This window comes from Casimicrobium huifangae (assembly GCF_009746125.1).
Lineage (GTDB): Bacteria > Pseudomonadota > Gammaproteobacteria > Burkholderiales > Casimicrobiaceae > Casimicrobium > Casimicrobium huifangae.
The window spans coordinates 313548-332726 of record NZ_CP041352.1 but is presented as its reverse complement, the minus strand read 5'-3'; the positions used below and the strand labels follow the sequence as shown (position 1 = coordinate 332726).

Annotated in this window: 19 protein-coding genes; 9 read left to right on the top strand and 10 right to left on the bottom strand. The window is 60.7% G+C overall.

Features of this window, described 5'->3' with window-relative positions; translation table 11 throughout:
- The first annotated feature begins 15 nt into the window (after window positions 1-15).
- From FKL89_RS01515 to FKL89_RS01500, 4 genes are all read left to right on the top strand, one after another.
- Window positions 16-1107: an ABC transporter ATP-binding protein gene (locus tag FKL89_RS01515; RefSeq protein ID WP_156860961.1), complete on the top strand. Its 1092-nt coding sequence runs from the start codon at window positions 16-18 to the stop codon at window positions 1105-1107.
- Window positions 1108-1169: 62 nt separating this feature from the next.
- On the top strand, window positions 1170-2441 hold the full coding sequence (locus tag FKL89_RS01510; protein WP_156860960.1) for an extracellular solute-binding protein: 1272 nt from the start codon (window positions 1170-1172) through the stop codon (window positions 2439-2441).
- A gap of 31 nt (window positions 2442-2472) precedes the next feature.
- Window positions 2473-3369, top strand: a complete 897-nt coding sequence (locus FKL89_RS01505; protein WP_238363454.1) for a carbohydrate ABC transporter permease — start codon at window positions 2473-2475, stop codon at window positions 3367-3369.
- Entirely contained in the window at window positions 3369-4211 is an 843-nt protein-coding gene (locus FKL89_RS01500; protein ID WP_156860958.1) for a carbohydrate ABC transporter permease, read from the top strand. Before FKL89_RS01505 ends, FKL89_RS01500 begins: the two co-directional genes overlap by 1 nt.
- Before the next feature lie 17 nt (window positions 4212-4228).
- On the opposite strand, the gene slmA is transcribed toward FKL89_RS01500, so the two are convergent.
- The 7 genes from slmA to FKL89_RS01465 form a co-directional block, all read right to left on the bottom strand.
- Complete coding sequence (slmA, locus tag FKL89_RS01495) at window positions 4229-4798, bottom strand: nucleoid occlusion factor SlmA (protein WP_156860957.1); 570 nt, start codon at window positions 4796-4798, stop codon at window positions 4229-4231.
- A 94-nt stretch (window positions 4799-4892) separates the two neighbouring features.
- A complete protein-coding gene (gene argB / locus FKL89_RS01490; protein ID WP_156860956.1) occupies window positions 4893-5777 on the bottom strand; it encodes an acetylglutamate kinase in 885 nt (294 codons plus the stop codon).
- Between the two features lie 114 nt (window positions 5778-5891).
- Window positions 5892-7604 carry an N-acyl-D-amino-acid deacylase family protein gene (locus FKL89_RS01485; RefSeq protein WP_156860955.1) on the bottom strand — a complete coding sequence of 571 codons (1713 nt, stop codon included), beginning with the start codon at window positions 7602-7604 and terminating at the stop codon, window positions 5892-5894.
- Between the two features lie 2 nt (window positions 7605-7606).
- Entirely contained in the window at window positions 7607-8614 is a 1008-nt protein-coding gene (locus FKL89_RS01480) for a Bug family tripartite tricarboxylate transporter substrate binding protein (RefSeq protein WP_156860954.1), read from the bottom strand.
- A 21-nt stretch (window positions 8615-8635) separates the two neighbouring features.
- Window positions 8636-9472, bottom strand: a complete 837-nt coding sequence (locus FKL89_RS01475) for a carbohydrate ABC transporter permease (protein WP_156860953.1) — start codon at window positions 9470-9472, stop codon at window positions 8636-8638.
- A 12-nt stretch (window positions 9473-9484) separates the two neighbouring features.
- A complete protein-coding gene (locus FKL89_RS01470) occupies window positions 9485-10306 on the bottom strand; it encodes a carbohydrate ABC transporter permease (protein ID WP_156864504.1) in 822 nt (273 codons plus the stop codon).
- Window positions 10307-10439: 133 nt separating this feature from the next.
- Window positions 10440-11828: an ABC transporter substrate-binding protein gene (locus tag FKL89_RS01465; protein WP_156860952.1), complete on the bottom strand. Its 1389-nt coding sequence runs from the start codon at window positions 11826-11828 to the stop codon at window positions 10440-10442.
- 732 nt (window positions 11829-12560) lie between these two features.
- Here FKL89_RS01465 and FKL89_RS01460 point away from each other — a divergent pair.
- The 5 genes from FKL89_RS01460 to FKL89_RS01435 all read left to right on the top strand — a co-directional run bounded on the left by FKL89_RS01460 (window position 12561) and on the right by FKL89_RS01435 (window position 16656).
- Entirely contained in the window at window positions 12561-13274 is a 714-nt protein-coding gene (locus FKL89_RS01460; RefSeq protein WP_156860951.1) for a TerC family protein, read from the top strand.
- A 73-nt stretch (window positions 13275-13347) separates the two neighbouring features.
- Window positions 13348-14313, top strand: coding sequence for a TerC family protein (locus FKL89_RS01455; RefSeq protein ID WP_156860950.1), 966 nt, complete (start codon window positions 13348-13350; stop codon window positions 14311-14313).
- A gap of 3 nt (window positions 14314-14316) precedes the next feature.
- Entirely contained in the window at window positions 14317-14865 is a 549-nt protein-coding gene (locus FKL89_RS01450) for a DUF2062 domain-containing protein (protein ID WP_156860949.1), read from the top strand.
- A 116-nt stretch (window positions 14866-14981) separates the two neighbouring features.
- On the top strand, window positions 14982-16064 hold the full coding sequence (locus tag FKL89_RS01445) for a M35 family metalloendopeptidase (protein ID WP_156860948.1): 1083 nt from the start codon (window positions 14982-14984) through the stop codon (window positions 16062-16064).
- Window positions 16065-16086: 22 nt separating this feature from the next.
- Window positions 16087-16656, top strand: coding sequence for a hypothetical protein (locus FKL89_RS01435; RefSeq protein ID WP_238363453.1), 570 nt, complete (start codon window positions 16087-16089; stop codon window positions 16654-16656).
- 29 nt (window positions 16657-16685) lie between these two features.
- Here FKL89_RS01435 and FKL89_RS01430 read toward each other — a convergent pair whose 3' ends face one another.
- The 3 genes from FKL89_RS01430 to dapF are packed head-to-tail and all read right to left on the bottom strand — an operon-like array spanning window position 16686 to window position 19169.
- Entirely contained in the window at window positions 16686-17591 is a 906-nt protein-coding gene (locus FKL89_RS01430) for a tyrosine recombinase XerC (RefSeq protein ID WP_156860945.1), read from the bottom strand.
- 40 nt (window positions 17592-17631) lie between these two features.
- On the bottom strand, window positions 17632-18324 hold the full coding sequence (locus tag FKL89_RS01425) for a DUF484 family protein (protein ID WP_156860944.1): 693 nt from the start codon (window positions 18322-18324) through the stop codon (window positions 17632-17634).
- The gene (dapF, locus tag FKL89_RS01420) at window positions 18321-19169 is read right to left on the bottom strand and encodes a diaminopimelate epimerase (RefSeq protein WP_156860943.1); all 849 of its coding nucleotides are present in this window, start codon (window positions 19167-19169) and stop codon (window positions 18321-18323) included. The genes FKL89_RS01425 and dapF overlap by 4 nt, the downstream gene beginning before the upstream one ends.
- Between the last annotated feature and the right edge of the window lie 10 nt (window positions 19170-19179).

Below are 19179 nucleotides of genomic sequence, written 5' to 3'. Positions count from 1 at the left end.
GACTGAGGAGCTGCAATGGCTGGCGTCTCGATCAGGCAAGTCGTCAAACGCTTCGGTGATGTTGAGGTCATTCACGGCATTGATCTCGACATTCGTGATGGCGAGTTTGTCGTTTTTGTCGGCCCATCCGGCTGCGGCAAATCGACCTTGCTGCGCATGATTGCCGGGCTCGAGAGCACCAGCGGCGGCGATATCGCAATTGGTGAAACGCGCGTCAATGATCTGCCACCGCGGGCGCGCGACATCGCTATGGTTTTTCAGGACTACGCGCTCTATCCGCACAAATCGGTGTTTGAAAACATGGCGTTTGGCCTGCGCCTGCGCAAGACGCCAGAGGCGGAAATCCAGCGCCGCGTCAACGAGGCCGCCGCGATCCTGCGCATTGAGCACCTGCTCGAGCGCAAGCCGCGTCAGCTTTCGGGCGGCCAGCGGCAGCGGGTGGCGATGGGACGCTCCATCGTGCGCGATCCGAAGTGCTTTCTTTTCGACGAGCCACTGTCGAATCTCGACGCGCAGTTGCGCAACGAGATGCGAACCGAGATCAAGAAGTTGCATGCCCGGCTGGGCAAGACCATCATCTACGTGACTCACGATCAGGTTGAGGCGATGACGCTGGCGGATCGCATTGCGGTGCTTTCCGGCGGGCGTGTCATGCAGTACGCGACGCCTGACGAGATCTACCATCGACCTGCTGCCAGGTTCGTTGCCGGCTTTACCGGATCGCCTGCGATGAATTTTCTTCGTGGTCGGCTCTCACCCGATGCCGCCACCTTTGAGGCCGGTGCAGTGCGCATCGCTCTCCCGCCAGCACTGGCCAAAGCCGCCGGCAGTCACGCAGGACAATCCGTCGATCTGGGGATTCGCCCGGAAGACCTCGCCATCGCCAGCGAGCGCGACGACTATCCCGTCGCCAGCGTCCCGGCCACCGTTGTGGTGCTGGAGCCATTGGGGGCCGAGACACTGGTCACCCTGCGGATCGGCGAGCACGAGCTGGTCTGCCGCGCCCGACCCGATGTCGGCGTGCAACCCAGCCAAACCGTTGATGCACGAATGCGCCTCGACAAGATGCACCTGTTCGATGCCGAAAGCGGCATCGCGCTTCGATAGCCATTTCCAACTTCGGCGACGTACTCGTTGCATGCCGAACCACAAAAGCAAAAGGAGGAACCATGACCATGAAACGACTCTGGAAAGCGGGCATGATTGCCGGGCTCGCGCTCGGACTAGTCGCCGCCGGCGCGGCTTCGGCACAGACGATGCGCGTGTTCTCGGGCGGCGCCAACCAGCGCCCCGATCTGATGCGCAAACTGTTCGACAACTATGAAAAGCAGAACCCCGGCGTCAAGATTGAAATTGAGACGGGTGGCGCAACGTCAGAGCTGCAGCGGCAATACCTCTCAACGGTATTGAACGCCAAGGATGCTGCCATCGACATCTACATGATCGACATCATCAACCCCATGCAGTACGCCAGAGCGGGTTGGCTGGAGCCACTCAACGGCTACCTTGGCAACGAAGCCAATACGATCATGAACACCTATCTGCCGGCCTACGGTGCTGCCAACGTCGTGGACGGCAAGATCGTTGCACTGCCAGCGTTTGCCGACGCACAGTTCCTGTACTACCGCAAGGATTTGTTCGACAAGTACGGTGTCAAGACGCCGGGGACCTGGGACGAACTCGCTGCAGGGCTCAAGAAGATCCTCGACGGCGAGAAAAACGGGGCCATGAACGGTGTCGCCACCACCGGCGCTGCGATCGAGGGTGCAGTCTGCACCTTCCTCAAGCCGTACTGGAGTCAGGGCAAGGAATTCAACGACGCCGCTGGCCGCATGACACTGGACAAGGCTGCTGCCCAGAAGGGGCTGGAAATGTGGCTGTCGCTGGTGGACCGTGGCGTGATGCAGAAGAACATCGGTGAGGTGCGGCCGGCCGATATGGTCAACGCGTTCAAGGCCGGCAATCTGGTGGCGATGGTCAACTGGGGCTTCGCATGGGACCAGCTGCAATCGCAGGCCGACTCGACCGTCAAGGGCAAGGTCGGCGTACTGCCGCTGCCGGCAATGGCGGGCGGCAAGTCGGCCACCTGCATCGGCGGCTGGCAATGGGCGGTGAGCGCGTTCTCGAAAAACAAGGCAGCATCGGCGAAGCTGGTGCGCTACATGAGCTCGCCCGAGTCAGCAAAGTTCCTCGCTATCGAGGGTTCACTGCTGCCGGTGTTCGCGCAGACTTACACCGACGCCGATGTGTTGAAGAAATTGCCGCACTACCGTGACTCGTTGCCGGTGGTGCAGGCGGCAAAGGGCCGTCCGATGTCTGATCGTTACGGCGAAGTATCCGACGCCGTGCGTACGTCGACCAACGCCGTGCTGGCCCGCACCGTGAAGCCGGCCGACGCAGTTAACGACATCGAAGGCAAGCTGCGGCGCGTGATGCGCTAGTGGCGTCGCTGGTATCAGCAGGGCGGGCATAGTGACCTCGTGGTTTGACCGGCTGCGTGACCCGAGCGAGAAAACGCTCGGCGTTATCCTGCTGGCGCCGGCGTTCGCGCTGCTCGCCCTGATCGTTGTCTATCCGATCGGCAAACTTTTCTACAACAGCTTTTTCGACATGCGCCTGTCCGGCGGACAGGGTTCGAAATGGGTCGGCTGGCAAAACTATGCCGACATGATCAAGGATGGCGCCTTCTGGGAGGCCACCTGGAATACGGTGCTGATCACCGTGGTGACGGTACCGGGCGCACTGCTGGTTGGCCTGGGCCTCGCGTTGCTTGCCAACCTGCCGTTCAAACGGCAATGGCCGGTGCGGCTGGCGCTGCTGTTGCCGTGGGCGCTGCCGCTTGCATTCGCAGGGCTCATCTGGGCGTGGTTCTTCCACACCGAATACGGATTCATCAATGATGTCTGGATGCGCTTTGGCGGTGAGCCGCGCATGTGGCTGCTGTCGCCCGTGTCGGCGTTTACGGCCATCTGCATCGCCATCATCTGGAAGTCATCCTCGTTCATGGCGCTGATCCTGCTTGCTGGTCTGCAGATGATCCCGAAGTCGCTCTATGAGGCGGCAGAAGTGGATGGCGCCAGCCGCTGGCAGCAGTTCTGGCAAATCACGATCCCGATGCTGATGCCGTCCATCGTCGTGGCATTGATCTTTCGCACCATCACGGCATTGCAGACCTTTGACATCCCCTACACCATGACCAAGGGCGGGCCGGGCAACGCGACCGAAACACTTGCGATGTACATCCACAAAACCACCATCGACTACCTTGACGTTGGCTTTGGTTCCACGCTCGCGGTGGGCATGTTCGTGCTGTCGCTGATCCTGACTGCCGTTTATTTGCGGCACATCAGCCGTCAGGAGAGTGCCTGATGGGTGATCGTCGCAGTTTGTTCAGTGCCGGTGGGCTGCGCTTTGTTGCGGCGGCGATTGTTGTCATCAACGGCTTTTTTCCGGCGATCTGGATCCTGTTCACATCCCTCAAGAGCGAGACGGAGCTGTTCCGGAAGCCGATCACTTACTTTCCGCATGAGCCGACGCTGAAAAATTACATCGCCGCCGCAGTGGATCAACCGCTGTTTCAGGTGTTCATGAAAAACAGCATTGTTGTGGCACTGCTGGCAACCGTCGTTTCACTCGTCGTGGCCGCGTTTGCGGCATACGCCATCGCACGCTTGAACTTGAAGCGCAGGCAACTGATCCTGACCGCGATCATCGCCTCGTCGATGTTCCCCCTGATCACGCTGCTGGTACCGATCTTCGAGACCATGCGGGCGCTGGGCTGGCTGAACAGTTACCTCGCGCTGGTGTTTCCGTATGTCGTGCTGAATCTGCCAGTGTGCACGCTGGTGCTGGTGAGCTTCTTCCAGAGCATCCCGCGCGACCTGGAGAACGCCGCGATGATTGACGGCTGTACGCGATTCGGCACGCTGTGGCGCGTGGTGCTACCGCTATCAGCACCCGGCGTATTTACGGCGGGCATTCTCGCCTTCGTCAACGCATGGGACGAGTTCCTGCTGGCGCTATCACTCAATTCGACTGCTACGATGCGTACATTGCCGGTTGGCATCACCCTGTATCAGGGTGAGTTCACCTTCCCGTGGCCAATCATTTCAGCAGCGCTGATTGTGGCGATTGTGCCGGTGGCAATTGTCATCGCCATCTTTCAGGAGCGGGTGGTAGGCGGCCTGACCGCAGGCGGACTGAAGGGCTGAGCCTTCCGGCGAAGCACCTACGCGCTTAGGCGCAGAAAGGCAGCCTGCTGCGTCCAGTCGCTCGTCGGTTTGCGCCGGAAGCCGGACTTGGCATACAGGTGCCAGCGTCCGATGACAAACGCGACCAAAGCGTTTGCCGCTTCGCCAGCAGGCAACGAGCCTGGCGGCGGCACCAGTTGCAGCGACTGCTTGAGTGACGCTTCGATACGATCGGTCAGCTGATTGATACGGGCCTGCAGGCGGCCATCTTCGTTGACCAGGGCGTCCCCAATCAGCACCCGCACCATGCCCGGATTCTTCTCGGCGAAGCCGAGCAGCATGTCGATGGTCTGGCTGGCCTGCGCCCGTCCGTCACGTTCGCTCTGGGCGATCTGGTTGACCAGCGTGAACACGGACTCTTCGACAAACTCGATGAGCGCCTCGAACATCTGTGCCTTGCTGGCAAAGTGACGATAAAGTGCCGCCTCCGAAACACCCACTTTCGCGGCCAGCGCTGCGGTAGTGATCTTCTCGCCCTGCGGTTGTTCGAGCATGCCTGCCAACGTCTGCAGGATTTGTGTTTTTCGCTCGCCCGGCTTCAATGCCATCGTCGTTTCCCCTTTTGTTCTGCCCGTTCCCGCCACGACACAACACTCTACATGACGCTGCATCCCCTGCGCAACGTCATGGCTTCCTCAAAAACTACTCGGCCCGAATCATCGTGCCTACCCCTTCCGAGGTGAGAATCTCCAGCAGCAGTGCGTGCTCGACGCGACCGTCAATGATGTGCGAGGTTTTAACGCCATGCTGCACGGCATCCAGCGCGCCCTGAATCTTTGGCTTCATGCCGCCGCTGATGGTGCCGTCGTCGAACAAAGCGTTGATTTCGCGATACGTAAGCCCGGTCAGCAGTTTGCCGCCCTTGTCGAGCACACCTGGCGTATTGGTCATCAGTACGAGTTTTTCGGCCTTGAGTGTCTGCGCGAGCTCGCTGGCCACGAGATCGGCGTTGATGTTGTACGCCTGTCCGTCCTCGCCGACGCCGATCGGTGCCACGACCGGAATGAAATCCGCCGCGTCGAGATGATGAATCAGCGTCGGGTCGATGTTGTAGATGTCACCGACGAAGCCGATGTCGAGCATCTTGCCCTTCTCGGTCTCGCTTTCGACCATCATCTTCTTGGCGCGGATGAAACCACCATCCTGGCCGTTGAGGCCGACCGCCTTGCCGCCCGCCTGGTTGATGAGGCCAACGATTTCCTGATTTAGCTCGCCGAGCACGGCCTCGACGACGTACAGCGTCTCGTCGTCGGTCACCCGCATGCCCTGGATAAAGGTGCCCTTCTTGCCGGTCTTGTCGAGCATGTCGTTGATCTGCGGCCCGCCGCCGTGGACGACAACCGGGTTCATGCCGACCAGCTTGAGCATTACCACGTCGAACGCGAAGCTCTTCTTGAGCAACGGGTCGGTCATGGCATTGCCGCCGTACTTGATCACCAGCGTCTTGTCGTGGAACTGGCGGATATAGGGCAGCGCGTCGGCAAGAATCTGCGCGCGATCGGACGCGGAAGCGGCGGAGAGGGGCATGGGGGAGTGCAGCGAAGTGAGTAAGTGTCTGCTCAGATTCTAAGCAAAGGCCGGCGCTGGAATCGGAAATTTTCGCTTCCAGCGCCGGCCCTTTTGGCGCCGCTATCCTGCGCGCTACACCCGCTGCGGCCCGCGAACCAGTTTGCCCGGCATCGCCCCGGTCGGCTGCCCATTCTCGAAGATGGTTTCGCCCGCCTTGATCGTGGCCAGATAGCCATCGGCCTCCTGCACGATGCGGCGCCCGCCTGCCGGAAGGTCAGCGATGAAGTGCGGTGCGCGCAGCGCCAGACGGTCGTAATCAATCAGGTTGAGATCGGCGATGTAGCCGGGTTTGATCAATCCGCGGTCATTGAGCCCATAAATGACCGCCGTGCTGCTGGTCTGCCGCTGCACGATCAGTTCCAGTGGCAGTTTGTCGCCTCGCGTGCGATCACGTGTCCAGTGCGTCAGCATGAAGGTCGGCAACGAGGCGTCACAGATGTAGCCGCAGTGGGCACCGCCGTCACCCAGCGAGAGCATGGTGCGCGGGTGTTGCAGCAGTTGCTGCGTATGCGAAAGCTTTTCGTAGGAGTAGTTGAACACCGGGAAGTAGATGATGGCGCGGCCTTCGTCCTCCAGCATCCAGTCGTAGGCGACCTCGTTTGGCTGGCGCCCCTCGCGGGCCGCCACCGCCGCCGCACTACCGGCTGGATCCGGCTCGTAATCGGGGCGCGGGCCGAGGCGGAACATCTTGTGAAAGGCCAGCGCCTTCATCTTCGTGTAGTCATCAAGGCCGTACGGCTGCTCGGACAGCAGTTTGGCGCGAACTGCCGGATCCAGCAGCGCCCGGTAACGTTCTTCCGCCGACAACTTGCGCAGCGGCTGGTAGGACGGATGGGCGATGAATGGGTGGAAGGTCCCGCCCCAGGAGAACAGCAAGCCTACTGGCCGACCGCAGAACGCGCCATACAGGGGGGTGCCGTCGCGCGCCGCATCTTCAATCTGGCTGAGCAGGGTGCGCCACAGTTCCGGGTGGGTGTCGATCTGCTGCACGTTGAACGCGACCGGCTGCCCGGTCTCGGCGGCGAGCTTGCGCATCCAGACCGTTTCCTGATCCATGCCGACGTGGTTCGAGGTCATCTGGAACACGCCGCGATGCGTGTCGCCCAGTGCCCGGCCAATGCCAAACACTTCGTCGAGTCGGGCAAAGGTGCCCGGCACATACTTGCCGTCGGCGCCTTTGTGAATCAGTGTGCGCGACGTTGAAAAGCCAAGCGCACCAGCCAGCAGCGCCTCGCGTGTGATGCGACGCATCTCTTCGATTTCTTCCGGTGTCGCATCGTTGCTCTCCACGCCGTTTTCGCCCATCACGTAGGGCCGCAACGCGCCGTGCGGCACCTGGCAGCCGATGTCGAGTGCGCGCGGCATCCGCTCCAGCGCGTCCATGTACTCGGGGAAGGTCTCCCACTGCCACTTGATGCCTTCCGACAGCGCTGCGTTGGGAATGTCTTCCACGCCTTCCATCAACTGGATCAGCCATTCGCGCATTTGCGGCTTCACCGGTGCAAAGCCGACGCCGCAGTTGCCCATCACCGCCGTCGTCACGCCGTGCCAGGAAGAAGGCGAAAGATAGGGGTCCCAGGTGCACTGACCGTCATAGTGGGTATGCACATCCACCCAACCCGGCGTCAGCAGCGCACCATTGGCGTTGATCTCTCGCTTGCCGGCACCGGCCTTGCTGCCGTTGACCTGCACGATGCGGCCATTGTCCACGGCAACGTCACCATAGACAGCGGCGGCGCCGGAGCCATCGACGATCTTTGCGTCGCGAATCACCAGATCATGCATGCTTACTGCTCCAGCTTGATGCCGGTGCGCTTGATCACCGCGCCCCAGCGTTCGTAGTCATTGCGTACGATCTTTGAGAATTCGTCGCTACCTGTGCCAGTGGGCTCATTGCCCTGGCTGCGGATCAGGTTGCTGATCTCATCGCTTTTGACGATCTTCGCCAGCGCTGCCGAGATTTTCTTCACCACGTCGGGGTGCATGCCACCTGGGCCAAAGAAGCCCTGCCAGCCGACAATGTCGATGCCGGCAACGCCGTGTTCGGCGATGGTGGGCAGATCAGGCAGCACCGGTACGCGCTTGTCGGTCGCCGTTGCCATGCCTTTGGCAGTGCCGGCCTTGATAGCGGTCACCGCACTCGCGGTGCCATCAAAGTAAAGCTGCACTTCACCCGCCATCAGCGCCTTCTGGGCGTCGGCGACGCCCTTGTACGGCACGTGCACCATGTCGATGCCAGAGGCAACTCGCAACATCTCTGCATTCAGATGCGCCGTGGAGCCGGGGCTGTACGACGCCACGTTCAGCTTGCCGGGATTGGCCTTGCCGTAAGCAAGCATGCCCTTGAAATCATTGAAGGGCGCATCCTTGTTGGCAACCAGTACGGTGGCGGAACGCGCCACCTGCGATAGTGGCGTGAAGTCCTTGAAGGGATCGTAAGGCAGCTTCGCAAACAGATGCGGATTCTGCGTGTGGGTGATGACGATCGTGTAGAGCAGCGTATGGCCGTCCGGCGAGGCTTTCGCCACCTCCTGCGCGCCGATGATGGTCGAGGCGCCAGGTTTGTTGTCGACCACGACCGGCACGCCCACGTCCTCGGATAGTTTCTTGCCAACGAGACGGGCCATCATGTCGGTGCCGGCGCCGCCGGCCGGGAACGGCAGCACGATGCGGATGGTCTTGCCGGGAATCGGCCACTGTGGCGATTGCGCGGTAGCCGAACCAGCGGCGAACAACGCAATGGTCAATGCGACCGTCGCCGCACATACTGCCTTTGCAGCGTGAATGGGACGCATGGATATCCTCCTTGCGGACGATTATCCTTTCGTGGCTCCTGCGGTCAGACCACCCACCATGTATTTCCGGAACGCGTAGTAAATGGCGGCCGGCGGAAGTGCGTAGACGAGACCGGTCGCCATCAGCAGATTCCACGGCGAATCGTCGGCGCTGAGAAAGTGCCCGAGCGCAACCGCCAGCGTGACATCGGAATCCTTCGACAGCAACAGGAAGGCATAAAGATACTCATTCCACGCCAGCAGCAGCGCGTAGGTACCAATCGCCACCAGCGAGGGTTTCATCAGCGGCAGATACACAAGCCGCAGGATTTGCAGTGGCGTGGCACCGTCCATGATGGCGGCTTCATCCAGCTCGTAAGGCAGCTTGTCACTCGCCTGCTTGAGCACCCAGATCGCGTACGGCGACGCCAGCGTGACCATCGCGAGGATCAGCGACCACTGCGAGTTGAGCAGGCCATACTGACCCATCACCTTGTACATCGGCACCGCAAGAAACGCTGCGGGAATCAGATAGGTCGCCAGCGCGAAGTTCATCACCATACTGCCTCCGCGCGTCTTCAGACGCGAGATGGAAAAGGCGGCGAAAGTGGCGATACCCAACGTGAGCAGGCCAGCAGCAACGGCGATGAACAGCGAATTGCCGAACTGCTGCCAGAAGTGATTGAGGTAGTAGTGCTTCTGGCCGGCGATGATTTCGAAGTTCTGCACCGTGAACTGGCTCGGCAGCCAGGTGCCGGCAGTCACGTCGTCCTTCGGTGAAAACGACAGCACCGTGAGATGCCAGATCGGAATCACGGTCCACAGGAACACCGGCAGACCGATCAGCCAGAGCCCGGCCTCGTTCAGATATTTGCGCATGGTCTCCAGTCCTCAGTGCGCCAACTTGGCTTCGCCGGCGGCCAGACGTCGCACCATGAAAATCACCAGTGGCAGCACCAGCGGCATCGCCATCACGATGCTGGCCATCGCCAGATCAAGCTGATCGATACGCAGATAGCGAATGCCCAACGTCGCCAGCACATGCGTCTGGTCACCCGGCCCACCGCCGGTGAGCAGGTAAACGCTGTTGAAATCGCCCAGCGTCCACACCATCGACAGCATGGTCGAGGTGAGATATAGCGTCGCCAGCGCCGGCCAGGTGATGAAGCGGAACTGCTGCCAGCGGCTGGCGCCATCAACGCTCGCGGCCTCGTAGAGCTCGGTCGGAATCGCGAGGCGCCCGGTGATCAGAATCAGCGTCCAGAACGGCAGGCTCTTCCAGATGTGTACCAGCACCGAACTGGCAAACGCCAATGCAGGCTCGGTCAACCAGCCCGGACCGTCAATGCCGAACAACCGGAATATGGTGTTGTTGATCAAACCCCACTCGGGGTTGAGCATGAAGCGGAACGACAGGATCGTCGGAATGCTCGGGATCGCCCACGGCAGCAGGAACAGCAGGAGCAGCGCCTGAATCCAGCGCTTTTGCTGCACGAAGAAGCCCGACAGACCAAGCGCGATCAGAAACTTCAGATTGACGCCGACCAGCAGAAAGATCAGCGTATTGACGACGGTGCGCGGAAACACCGGGTCCTGGAACAGCCGCACGTAGCTATCCGGGTTGCGTGCCACCCAGAGGCCGTAGACAACGGGATAGATCACGAATACGGCGAACACCAGCACGTAGGGGACGAGCAGCAGCGCGCCCCACATTTGCCATGAGTTGAAGCGTTTGTGGCCGGTGGCGGCAGCTGTATTCAAGGCGGAGTCCTAGCAATATGGGCGGGCGACGGCAGCCGTTGGCTGTCGTCACCCGTCACAGGTCACCCATCGGGCGTTGGATGAACTACCCGGCAAGCTGCTTGATGCGGGCAATCATCTCGTCGGTCGCTTGCTCAGGCTTCACCTTGTCGTTAACCACACGCTGAATCGCCTTGGCCCAAACGTTTTCCGAGTTCACGATGGTGAACTTGTAGTTGTAGACGAACTGGAACGGCTGCGTGTATTCGTTGAATTGGCCATAGACCTTGGCGCGATGGAAATCGGTGCCATCAGTCCAGAACGGGCGTGTTGCGCCGCTCTTGGTTACCGGATACCAGCGGCCGAGCGAGCCTTCGACGAACGGCGTCAGGTTTTCATCCTGCATCAGGAAGGCAAGGAATTCCTTGCCGCGACGTTTGTTCTTGCCTTCGGCAAACACGACCGCCGTCTTCACCGCCACCAGATGCGTCATGGTGCTGCCGTCGGGCTTCTTCGGAAAGCCGATGGTGCGCACGTTTTCCTTGTAGTTTTTGTCGGCCTGGGCGCGTTGTTCAGCCGTCAGCGACTGGTTCTTCGCATCGTCCAGCCACTTGGCGGCGATCGAGATCGTCGCGTTGTGCGTGGCAATCGTCTGCTTGTTGTGGAAGGCGACGTTGTTGTCAGGATCAAGCCAGTTCACCGACGACGGCGGCGTGCAGCCCTTCTCGGCAATGCTCGAATAGTCGCGCACCGCGTTGATCATCGCCTGACGATTTTTCGGCTGGTCGAGCACGATCTTGCCGTTCTCATCAACGATCTGCGCGTTGTGGGCAGCAGCAAAGGTCAGGAACGAATAGAAGGTATCGGACGCCGCCACGCCCATCGGATGGCCAATGGCGAAGATGCGCTTGCCGGTTTTCTTGCGGTAAGCCGGCTGCACCTTGTCGCACCAGAAGCCCCAGAACTCATTCCAGGTATTGGGAATCTGGTTCTCCTTGAATCCGGCTTCCTCCAGCATGTCCTTCCAGTAGTTGAAGTGCATCGTCTGGCGCTGGATCGGCATGGCGTAATACGCCTTGCGCTTGGCCTTGTCGTTGTAGAGATAGGTCGTCGACGTGGTGGTCGGCAGGAATTTGTCCGACAGCGGCGCGATGATGTCGGTCACGTCTTCCAGCTTGCCTTCGTAGGCCCACTTGCCAGTGACGCGGAAGTCATACGTCGTGCAGAAGCCAACGTCCGGCGGCGTGCCGGAATCAACCGCACCGACCGATTTGGTGTTGCAGTCCTCGGTGCCATACAGCGAGAGATCGACCTTGACTCCAGGGTTCTTCGCTTCGTACTTCTTGATGACTTCGTAGAGCGCGTCATCCTCGGCCTTGTAGAAGCCTTTGGTGAACCATACGGTGACTTTTTCCTGGGCCAGCGCGGGCGCAGCGAGTGCGCAGGCAGTGGCGATGGCGAGCGCAGTACGCGCGACGCGGGTGGTGCGGGTCATGGGGTTTCCTCCTGTGTTTTGCAACATGTGCATACGGCAACGCTCCTCATTGCCATCGCCAATGATTATCCGCTGTAGTCTCCTGTTAGCGCTGTCATCCAGCGACAGATTGAAAATATTTTGGACAAGCGCCCAATCGTGGGGACGGCGTGGCAAAGGGCGGGCACTTCCCTTTCCGCCGCTGCGTGAGCAGTGCTCAGCGCGTTGATTGCGGTGTCAGCGCCGACCGGCCACCTGTATCGCAGCCTGGACATCAAAGAATCGCCTTGGTACCAATGACGCAATTACCGAAACACTACGTCTCGTTTTTACATATTTAATGGCTTTTCTTTGAAATGACCATTTGACGAGGGCTCAGAGAGCAATTTCGACAAAGTCGCAAATTTCGTAAATCAGGCTGCAGGCCTTACGTGTATTGGATTTCAACAAAAAGTAGCCGCAAATTTCTGTTTGCGAATTAGTCCTGCCGTGTCAAAATCGCAGAATTGAAGGGGAGTAGCTCCCGCACCACAGTCGTCAGTACGAGCGATCACCCCCGGTGGTCCTCCGGTTGTGGTGGATGGTCCGCGTCCGGGCCGTCTAGCAAGACCTTCGCTATTGAACTGCACGGCATGTGCGGCTGCTGGCGAAGGCACGGGTCACCTGACCATTCCATGTGCGTTCCCCGGCGGCGGTCCTTGCCCTGCGCCGAAAGACTGTTGTTATCAGCGCAATCGCGAACCACTACTACCCATGGACATCTTTTCCACCACCTTCCTGATGGCCTTGCTGACCATCATCGTCATTGACCTGGTGCTCGCTGGCGACAATGCGCTGGTCATCGGTCTCGCCGCCCGCAACGTGCCGGCGCATTTGCAGAAACGGGTGATTCTCTGGGGCACCGCAGGTGCGATCGCGATCCGCATCGCGTTCACGCTTGGCATCGTCTGGCTGCTGAAAATCCCCGGCCTGATGCTGGCAGGTGGCCTGCTCTTGCTGCCGGTTGCATACAAACTGATGAGTCCGCCCGACGATGCCGGTGATGACCACGTCACCGCGAGCACCAATTTTTGGGGCGCGCTGAAGACCATCGTCGTCGCAGATGCGTTGATGGGCGTCGACAACGTGCTGGGCGTTGCCGGTGCGGCGCAGGGCAGCTTCCTGCTCGTTGTCCTTGGCCTGCTGATCAGTGTGCCAATCATGATCTGGGGCTCGACGCTGGTGCTCAAGCTGGTTGACCGTCATCCGTGGATCATCACCGTCGGCGCTGGCGTGCTGATCTGGACCGCGACTCAGATGATCCTCGATGAAAAATTGCTGAGCGAGTATCTGCCGTCGCATTCCTGGTTTGATGAAGTGAGCGGCGCGATCCTGACGTTCGCCATTCTCGGCGCGTTCATCCTGCGCCACCGTCGCAACCGCGCGACGCAGACCAAAGCCGTCGCCTCGATCAGCGGCGCCGCCTGACGGACGCATCCCTCAATTGCCGCTGAAGACGGCCTGCTACGTCAGGCCGGGCGGCGCACAATCTGGAACGAATATGGAAACCATTGGTACATGGTGGATGTGGACGGGCTTTGCCGTCTTTGTCGTGATTGCGATTGCGGTTGACCTGCTGGTCATGCAAAAGCAGGGGGCGCATCGGGTCAGCACCCGCGAGGCCGTCGGCTGGAGCCTGCTCTGGTTCGCGCTGGCCTTCGTTTTCGTCGCCCTGCTGTGGTGGTACCTCGACGGTACGCAGGGTCGAAGCGTTGCCAACGAGACGTCGATGCAGTTCATCACTGGCTACCTCGTCGAGAAGAGCCTGTCGGTGGACAACATCTTCGTCTTCCTGATGCTGTTCACTTACTTCGCGGTTCCTGCCGAGTTCCAGAAGCGCGCGCTGATCATCGGCATCATTGGCGCCATCGTGCTGCGCGCAATCCTGATCCTGGTGGGGGCGTGGCTGCTGGCCAAGTTTCACTGGGTGCTCTATCTGTTCGGCGCCTTCCTGGTCTTCACCGGCGCCAAAATGTGGCTCGCAGCCGGCAAGGAGCCGGACATAAACCAGAACCCGGTGCTCAAGTGGCTGCGCGGACACATGAAAATTGCACCGAACTTTGACGGCGAGAAGCTCACCACCATGGTCAATGGCGTCAAGCACTACACGCCGCTGTTTGTGGTGCTGGTGATGATCGGCACCACCGACGTGATCTTTGCGGTGGACTCCATCCCCGCCATCTTTGCCATTACCGATGACCCGTTCATCGTGCTCACCGCGAACATCTTCGCCATTCTCGGCCTGCGCGCGCTGTACTTCCTGCTGGCCGACCTCGCCGGCCGCTTCCACCTGCTGGCCTACGGTCTGGCGCTGGTGCTGGTGTTCATCGGCGGCAAGATGCTGCTGCTGGATGTCTACAAGATTCCCGTTGGCATTGCACTCGCGGTGACCGCTGCGATCATTGCATCATCGATGCTGGCGTCGCTGTGGACTTCCCGCAACGCCTCCCGTACTAAGGAGGGCTGAGCCATGCGCATCAGGCGCTGGTTGCGACAGATTGAGCCGCGGATACTGGCCGAGCTGGACCGGCCATCACTGGCCTGGGCGAAGCCGTGGCTCGACCGTCATGAGCTATTTGCCTTTACGCGACGGCCGCTTGCCCGTGGCCTCGCCATCGGCCTGCTCTGCGGACTCATTCCGGGGCCGCTGCAGGTGGCCGCAACCATCGTGCTGTGTTCGATGCTGCGGGCCAATGTGGTGATGGGGGTGGCGACGACGTTCTACACCAACCCGTTTACCATCGTGCCGCTCTACGCGCTGGCCTTCCAGATCGGCAGCGCCGTGCTACCCGGCGAACAGGTGATGCCCGTGTTCAACCACGCTGCCGCAGGCGCCAGCGGCTGGTTGCCGGCCTTGAGTGAGTGGGTAAGCGCACTCGGATGGCCCGTGGTGATTGGTCTGCCGGTGATGGGATTCTGGTTCGCACTGAATGGCTACCTGCTGTTTACGTGGTGGTGGTTGCGTCCGGCGGTGGCACGCATGCGGCGGATTCGCAGTCGTTTACCTCGCCCCGTTTGAAATGCGGCAAGCAATTGACGCCCCAATGCAAATGTCATAGTTTTGCGATGTTTCGTGGCCAAAAGCCCGCCGAAACATCACAAATACCAATGAACAAGGCATAAGGAGCAGTATTGATGAAACGCATTTGGCAACTGTGCGCCCTGACGGCGCTCGCCGCTGGTATCGCATCCGCTCACGCAGCACCGCGCGATCGCTCTCTCGACAATGTGCAGGGCGGGGACGTTGCGTCCGTGCAAACCTCCGTGCAATCGGCCAAGGCCTATCACCGCGCCGCCGATGATGTGACGGTCAGCGTGCAGTTCACCAACACTGGCTCTGCAGCAGTCACGCTGCCGCAATGGTTGCTCGATGGCGATGAAGTCGATCGCTCCTTCCTGAAAGTCACCCGCAATGGCGCCGCGGTGCCCTATACGGCCGCGCTGGTCAAACGCGCCCACCCGACGGCCGATGAGCTGGTGGTGCTGATGCCGGGGCAGTCGATCACTGCTTCCTACGAATTGTCGAGCACATTCGATCTCAGCTCCGGCGGTTCGTTTGAGGTGAGCTTTGGCACGGTCGCGCAGAATGCTGCAACCAGCAACGTGCAACCGTCGGAGAGCATCAGTATTGGCGTCGAGGCAAATCCGTTCCGCGACATCATTACTGATATCGACTACAGCAAGGCCGCAGGCGCCGGCGGCATCAGCTACACCGGCAAGTGCACCGCCAGCCAGAAGTCGTCGCTGGTCACCGCGCTCGGCAATGCGCTGGTCTATTCCGATGGCGCCAAAAACTACCTGACCAACACCACGCCGTCGGGAACGCCGCGTTACAGCACGTGGTTCGGCACCTATTCGTCGGCGAACTGGAATACGGTGAAGTCGCACTACACCAACATTTCAAGTGTCTACAACACACAGCCGATTGTGTTTGACTGCAGCTGCAAGAAGACCAACACCTACGCCTACGTCTATCCGTCGCAACCGTACAAGATTTATCTCTGCGGCGCGTTCTGGAACGCCCCGGCTACCGGCACCGATTCCAAGGCGGGAACGCTCGTTCACGAGACCTCGCACTTTACGGTGGTGGCTGGCACCCAGGACTACGCCTACGGTCAGAGTGCGGCAAAGAGCCTCGCAATCAGCAATCCGTCACAGGCGATCATGAACGCCGACAGTCACGAGTACTTCGCCGAGAACACACCGGCGCAGCAGTAAGCGGCTGATGCGGTGGTCGGTCGTGTCAGCCCCTTGCGGCAGATTGTCGCCGACTGGTGCGCACGTCCGCCGCAGCGCTGTTCGTCACGCGCTGGCGACAGCCGCGTTGCTGGTATCGGGTGTCTTGCCCGGTATCGGTGGCGCGGCGACGGTGTCGATGCCTGAGTCTCTCTCCTGCAGCGCATCGATGCCCGCCCGCTTGCGACCGGGGCAGGCCGCCATGCTGACGTTGACGTTGCGCAATGGTGGCCGGCAAACTGCATATCTGCTTCGCCGCAATACGCCGTTCGAAGGTTGGCTGGCTGATAGCGTCACCGTTGAGCGTGACGAAAAGCCCGTGTCATATATCGGTGCAATGGCAAAACGCATGCCGCCGTCGCTGTCGGAGTACCTGTTGCTGCCCGCCGGCAAGACTTACCGCTTCCGCGCCCCGTTGCAGGGCGGTTACGACGTCACCGATGCCGGAAGTTACCGGGTGCAATGGCGCGGAGATGTGCTGGATGTCGTCTTCGGTGCTCGTCCGCAAAGCGGACGCGAGCTGAATCCGGCGACGCTGAACTGCAATCCGGTGACGTTCATTCGGGCCCGTTAGGGCCTTTACCTGCGCTTCGGCGCTCTTGATCACGCCTTGCGCTTGCGAGCGCGTGGATGCGCCTGGTCGTACACCTTGGCGAGATGCTGAAAGTCCAGATGCGTGTAGACCTGAGTCGACGCAATGCTGGCGTGCCCCATCAATTCCTGCACGGCGCGCAGATCCTGCGAGCTCTGCAGCACGTGCGATGCAAACGAGTGGCGCAGGCGATGGGGATAAACGTGACTGGAAATGCCCTGCTGCAATGCGCGCAGCTTGAGTGCGCGCCGCACCACTGGCGGACTGATGCGTTCACCACGGGCACCAACAAACAGGGCAGGCAATCCCACCCCGGTCACCAGCGATGACCTGAGATCGAGCCATTTCCGGATCGCGGTGCACGCCGGTGCCCCCAACGGTACGACGCGTTCCTTTCGCCCCTTGCCAAACACGCGCATCTCACCGCGATCGAGATCGGCATCGCGAACGTCCAGCCCCACCAGTTCGCCGATGCGGATGCCGCACCCATAGAGCACTTCAAACATCGCCTGATCGCGCGCGGCGATCGCGGGTGAATGCGGCTCCGCTGCCGAGGCTGGCGCGTCAACCAGCCGCATCGCTTCGCTCTCGGTCAACGCGTTTGGCAGCCGCTTTGGCGCTCGTGGCGCCTTGATGCCGCTGAATACTGCCGGGTCGGCTTCGCCAACTTTCGCGAGGTGGCGAAACCAGGTGCGCCATGCGGAAAGCGTGACCGCCAGCGTGCGCGGCGCCAGGCCGCCGGCATGCAGACGGGCCAGCGCCCGCTGCATATCGTGTCGAGTAGCCTGCTGCAGAGGTTTGTCACCCAGTTGCTCGAGCAGGGCAACGCAAGCTCGTTCGTAGCGGGCAAGGGTTTGCTCGGAGCCGCGCGCGCGCAGGCTGGCAATGAATGAGGCAAGCGCGGCCTGATGATCCATCGCCAGGTGCTGCCGGTGGTCGCCTGTCAGCTCAGGCAGTTCAGGCGAGCTGCGGCTCGAACCCGCGCTGCGCAAAGCGGGAAAGCGCAGCGCTGGTCAATTGCGCGAGCCGAGTGACGACGTCGGTGGCCATGTCCGGCGTAAAGCGTCCGCCATCCTCGCTGGCCAGCATCAACACCCCCGTCACTCCGCCGTCAACCAGAGGCACATAAGCGAATGATCGGGTGTCGCCACTGCCCGCACCCAGCCAGGCACGCGACTCGTGCGCTGCATTTGGCCCCACATATGGACGGTCGAGACCGCCGATGTAGCTGCGCAGCTCGTCGCTGCACGCGAGCATTTCCTCAAGTCCGTGCTCACCGAGCGACGAACCCCACCAGCGCACGGCGCAAAACGGAATGGCAAAGTCGGAGCGCAAGCTCTCCTGCACGACAGCCAGCGTCAGTGCAGCATCAGGCGCACGTAGCAGCGCCAGTGTGAGGCGGTGCAGCTTTTCAATCAGTCCATCATTGTGCTGACCGTAGCCGATCAACTCCAGCAATTGCTTCTCAAGCTGGCTGTTGCGGTCACGCAGTGAAATGAGCTGGCGCTCCACCATCGAGATGGCGTGCCCACCCTGCGGATGCGGTACCCGCATTGCCGAAAACACGTCGGCGTGATCCATGAAGAAATCCGGATTCGCTTTCAGCCATGCTGCGACGTCATCACCGCTCACCATCTCTGCATCACTCATTGTGCGTCCTCCAGCATTTCTGCGGCCATGGTGCCGTCGGCGACACGCGTCACCGGACCAGTCATCGTGATGCCGTAGTTGTGGTCAATATTGATCGTGATACGTCCGCCTGGCATGTGTACGGTCACATCGGGATCGACCAGTCCAAGACGGTGCGCAACCGCAGCAGCCGCACTGGAGCTGGACCCGGATGCCAGCGTATACCCGGCGCCGCGTTCCCATATCTCGATGCCGATATTGGCGCGATCACGCACCGTCAGAAACTGCACATTGGTGCGCTCGGGAAAGTTGGCATGCCTTTCGACCAACGGCCCAAGTCGATGTACATCCGCCGTGGTCGTGCCCGGGCGTTCGACGACGCAATGCGGATTACCGACGGTTGCACTGGTGAACTGCAGCGTCTCGCCATCGACCGCCAACTGCTCACGGATCACTTCGCGCGGCACGCCCGCGACCGGTATCTTCGTCGAATCAAAACTGACCCTGCCCATCTGCACGGTCACGCTACGGCCTTGATCATGAACGGTCGCTTCAACAATGCCGCCGGGCGTATGAACGCGAAACGGCTCCGGTTTCACCAATCCACGATCAAACAGGTAACGGCAGAAGATGCGCAATCCATTCCCGCTTTTCTGTGCTTCGCTGCCATCCGGATTGAAGATGCGCAGCGCAAACGGAGCGCCATCGCGGGCCGGCAGCGGCCCCCACAAAATGCCGTCGGAGCCAACGCCATAGTTGCGATGACAGATGCGCACGATCTGCGGCACGGTGAACTGCGTCGGCCAGTCGCGCGGATCGATGACCAGATAGTCGTTGCCGAGGGCGTGATACTTGAAGAATTGCATCGCCGGATTG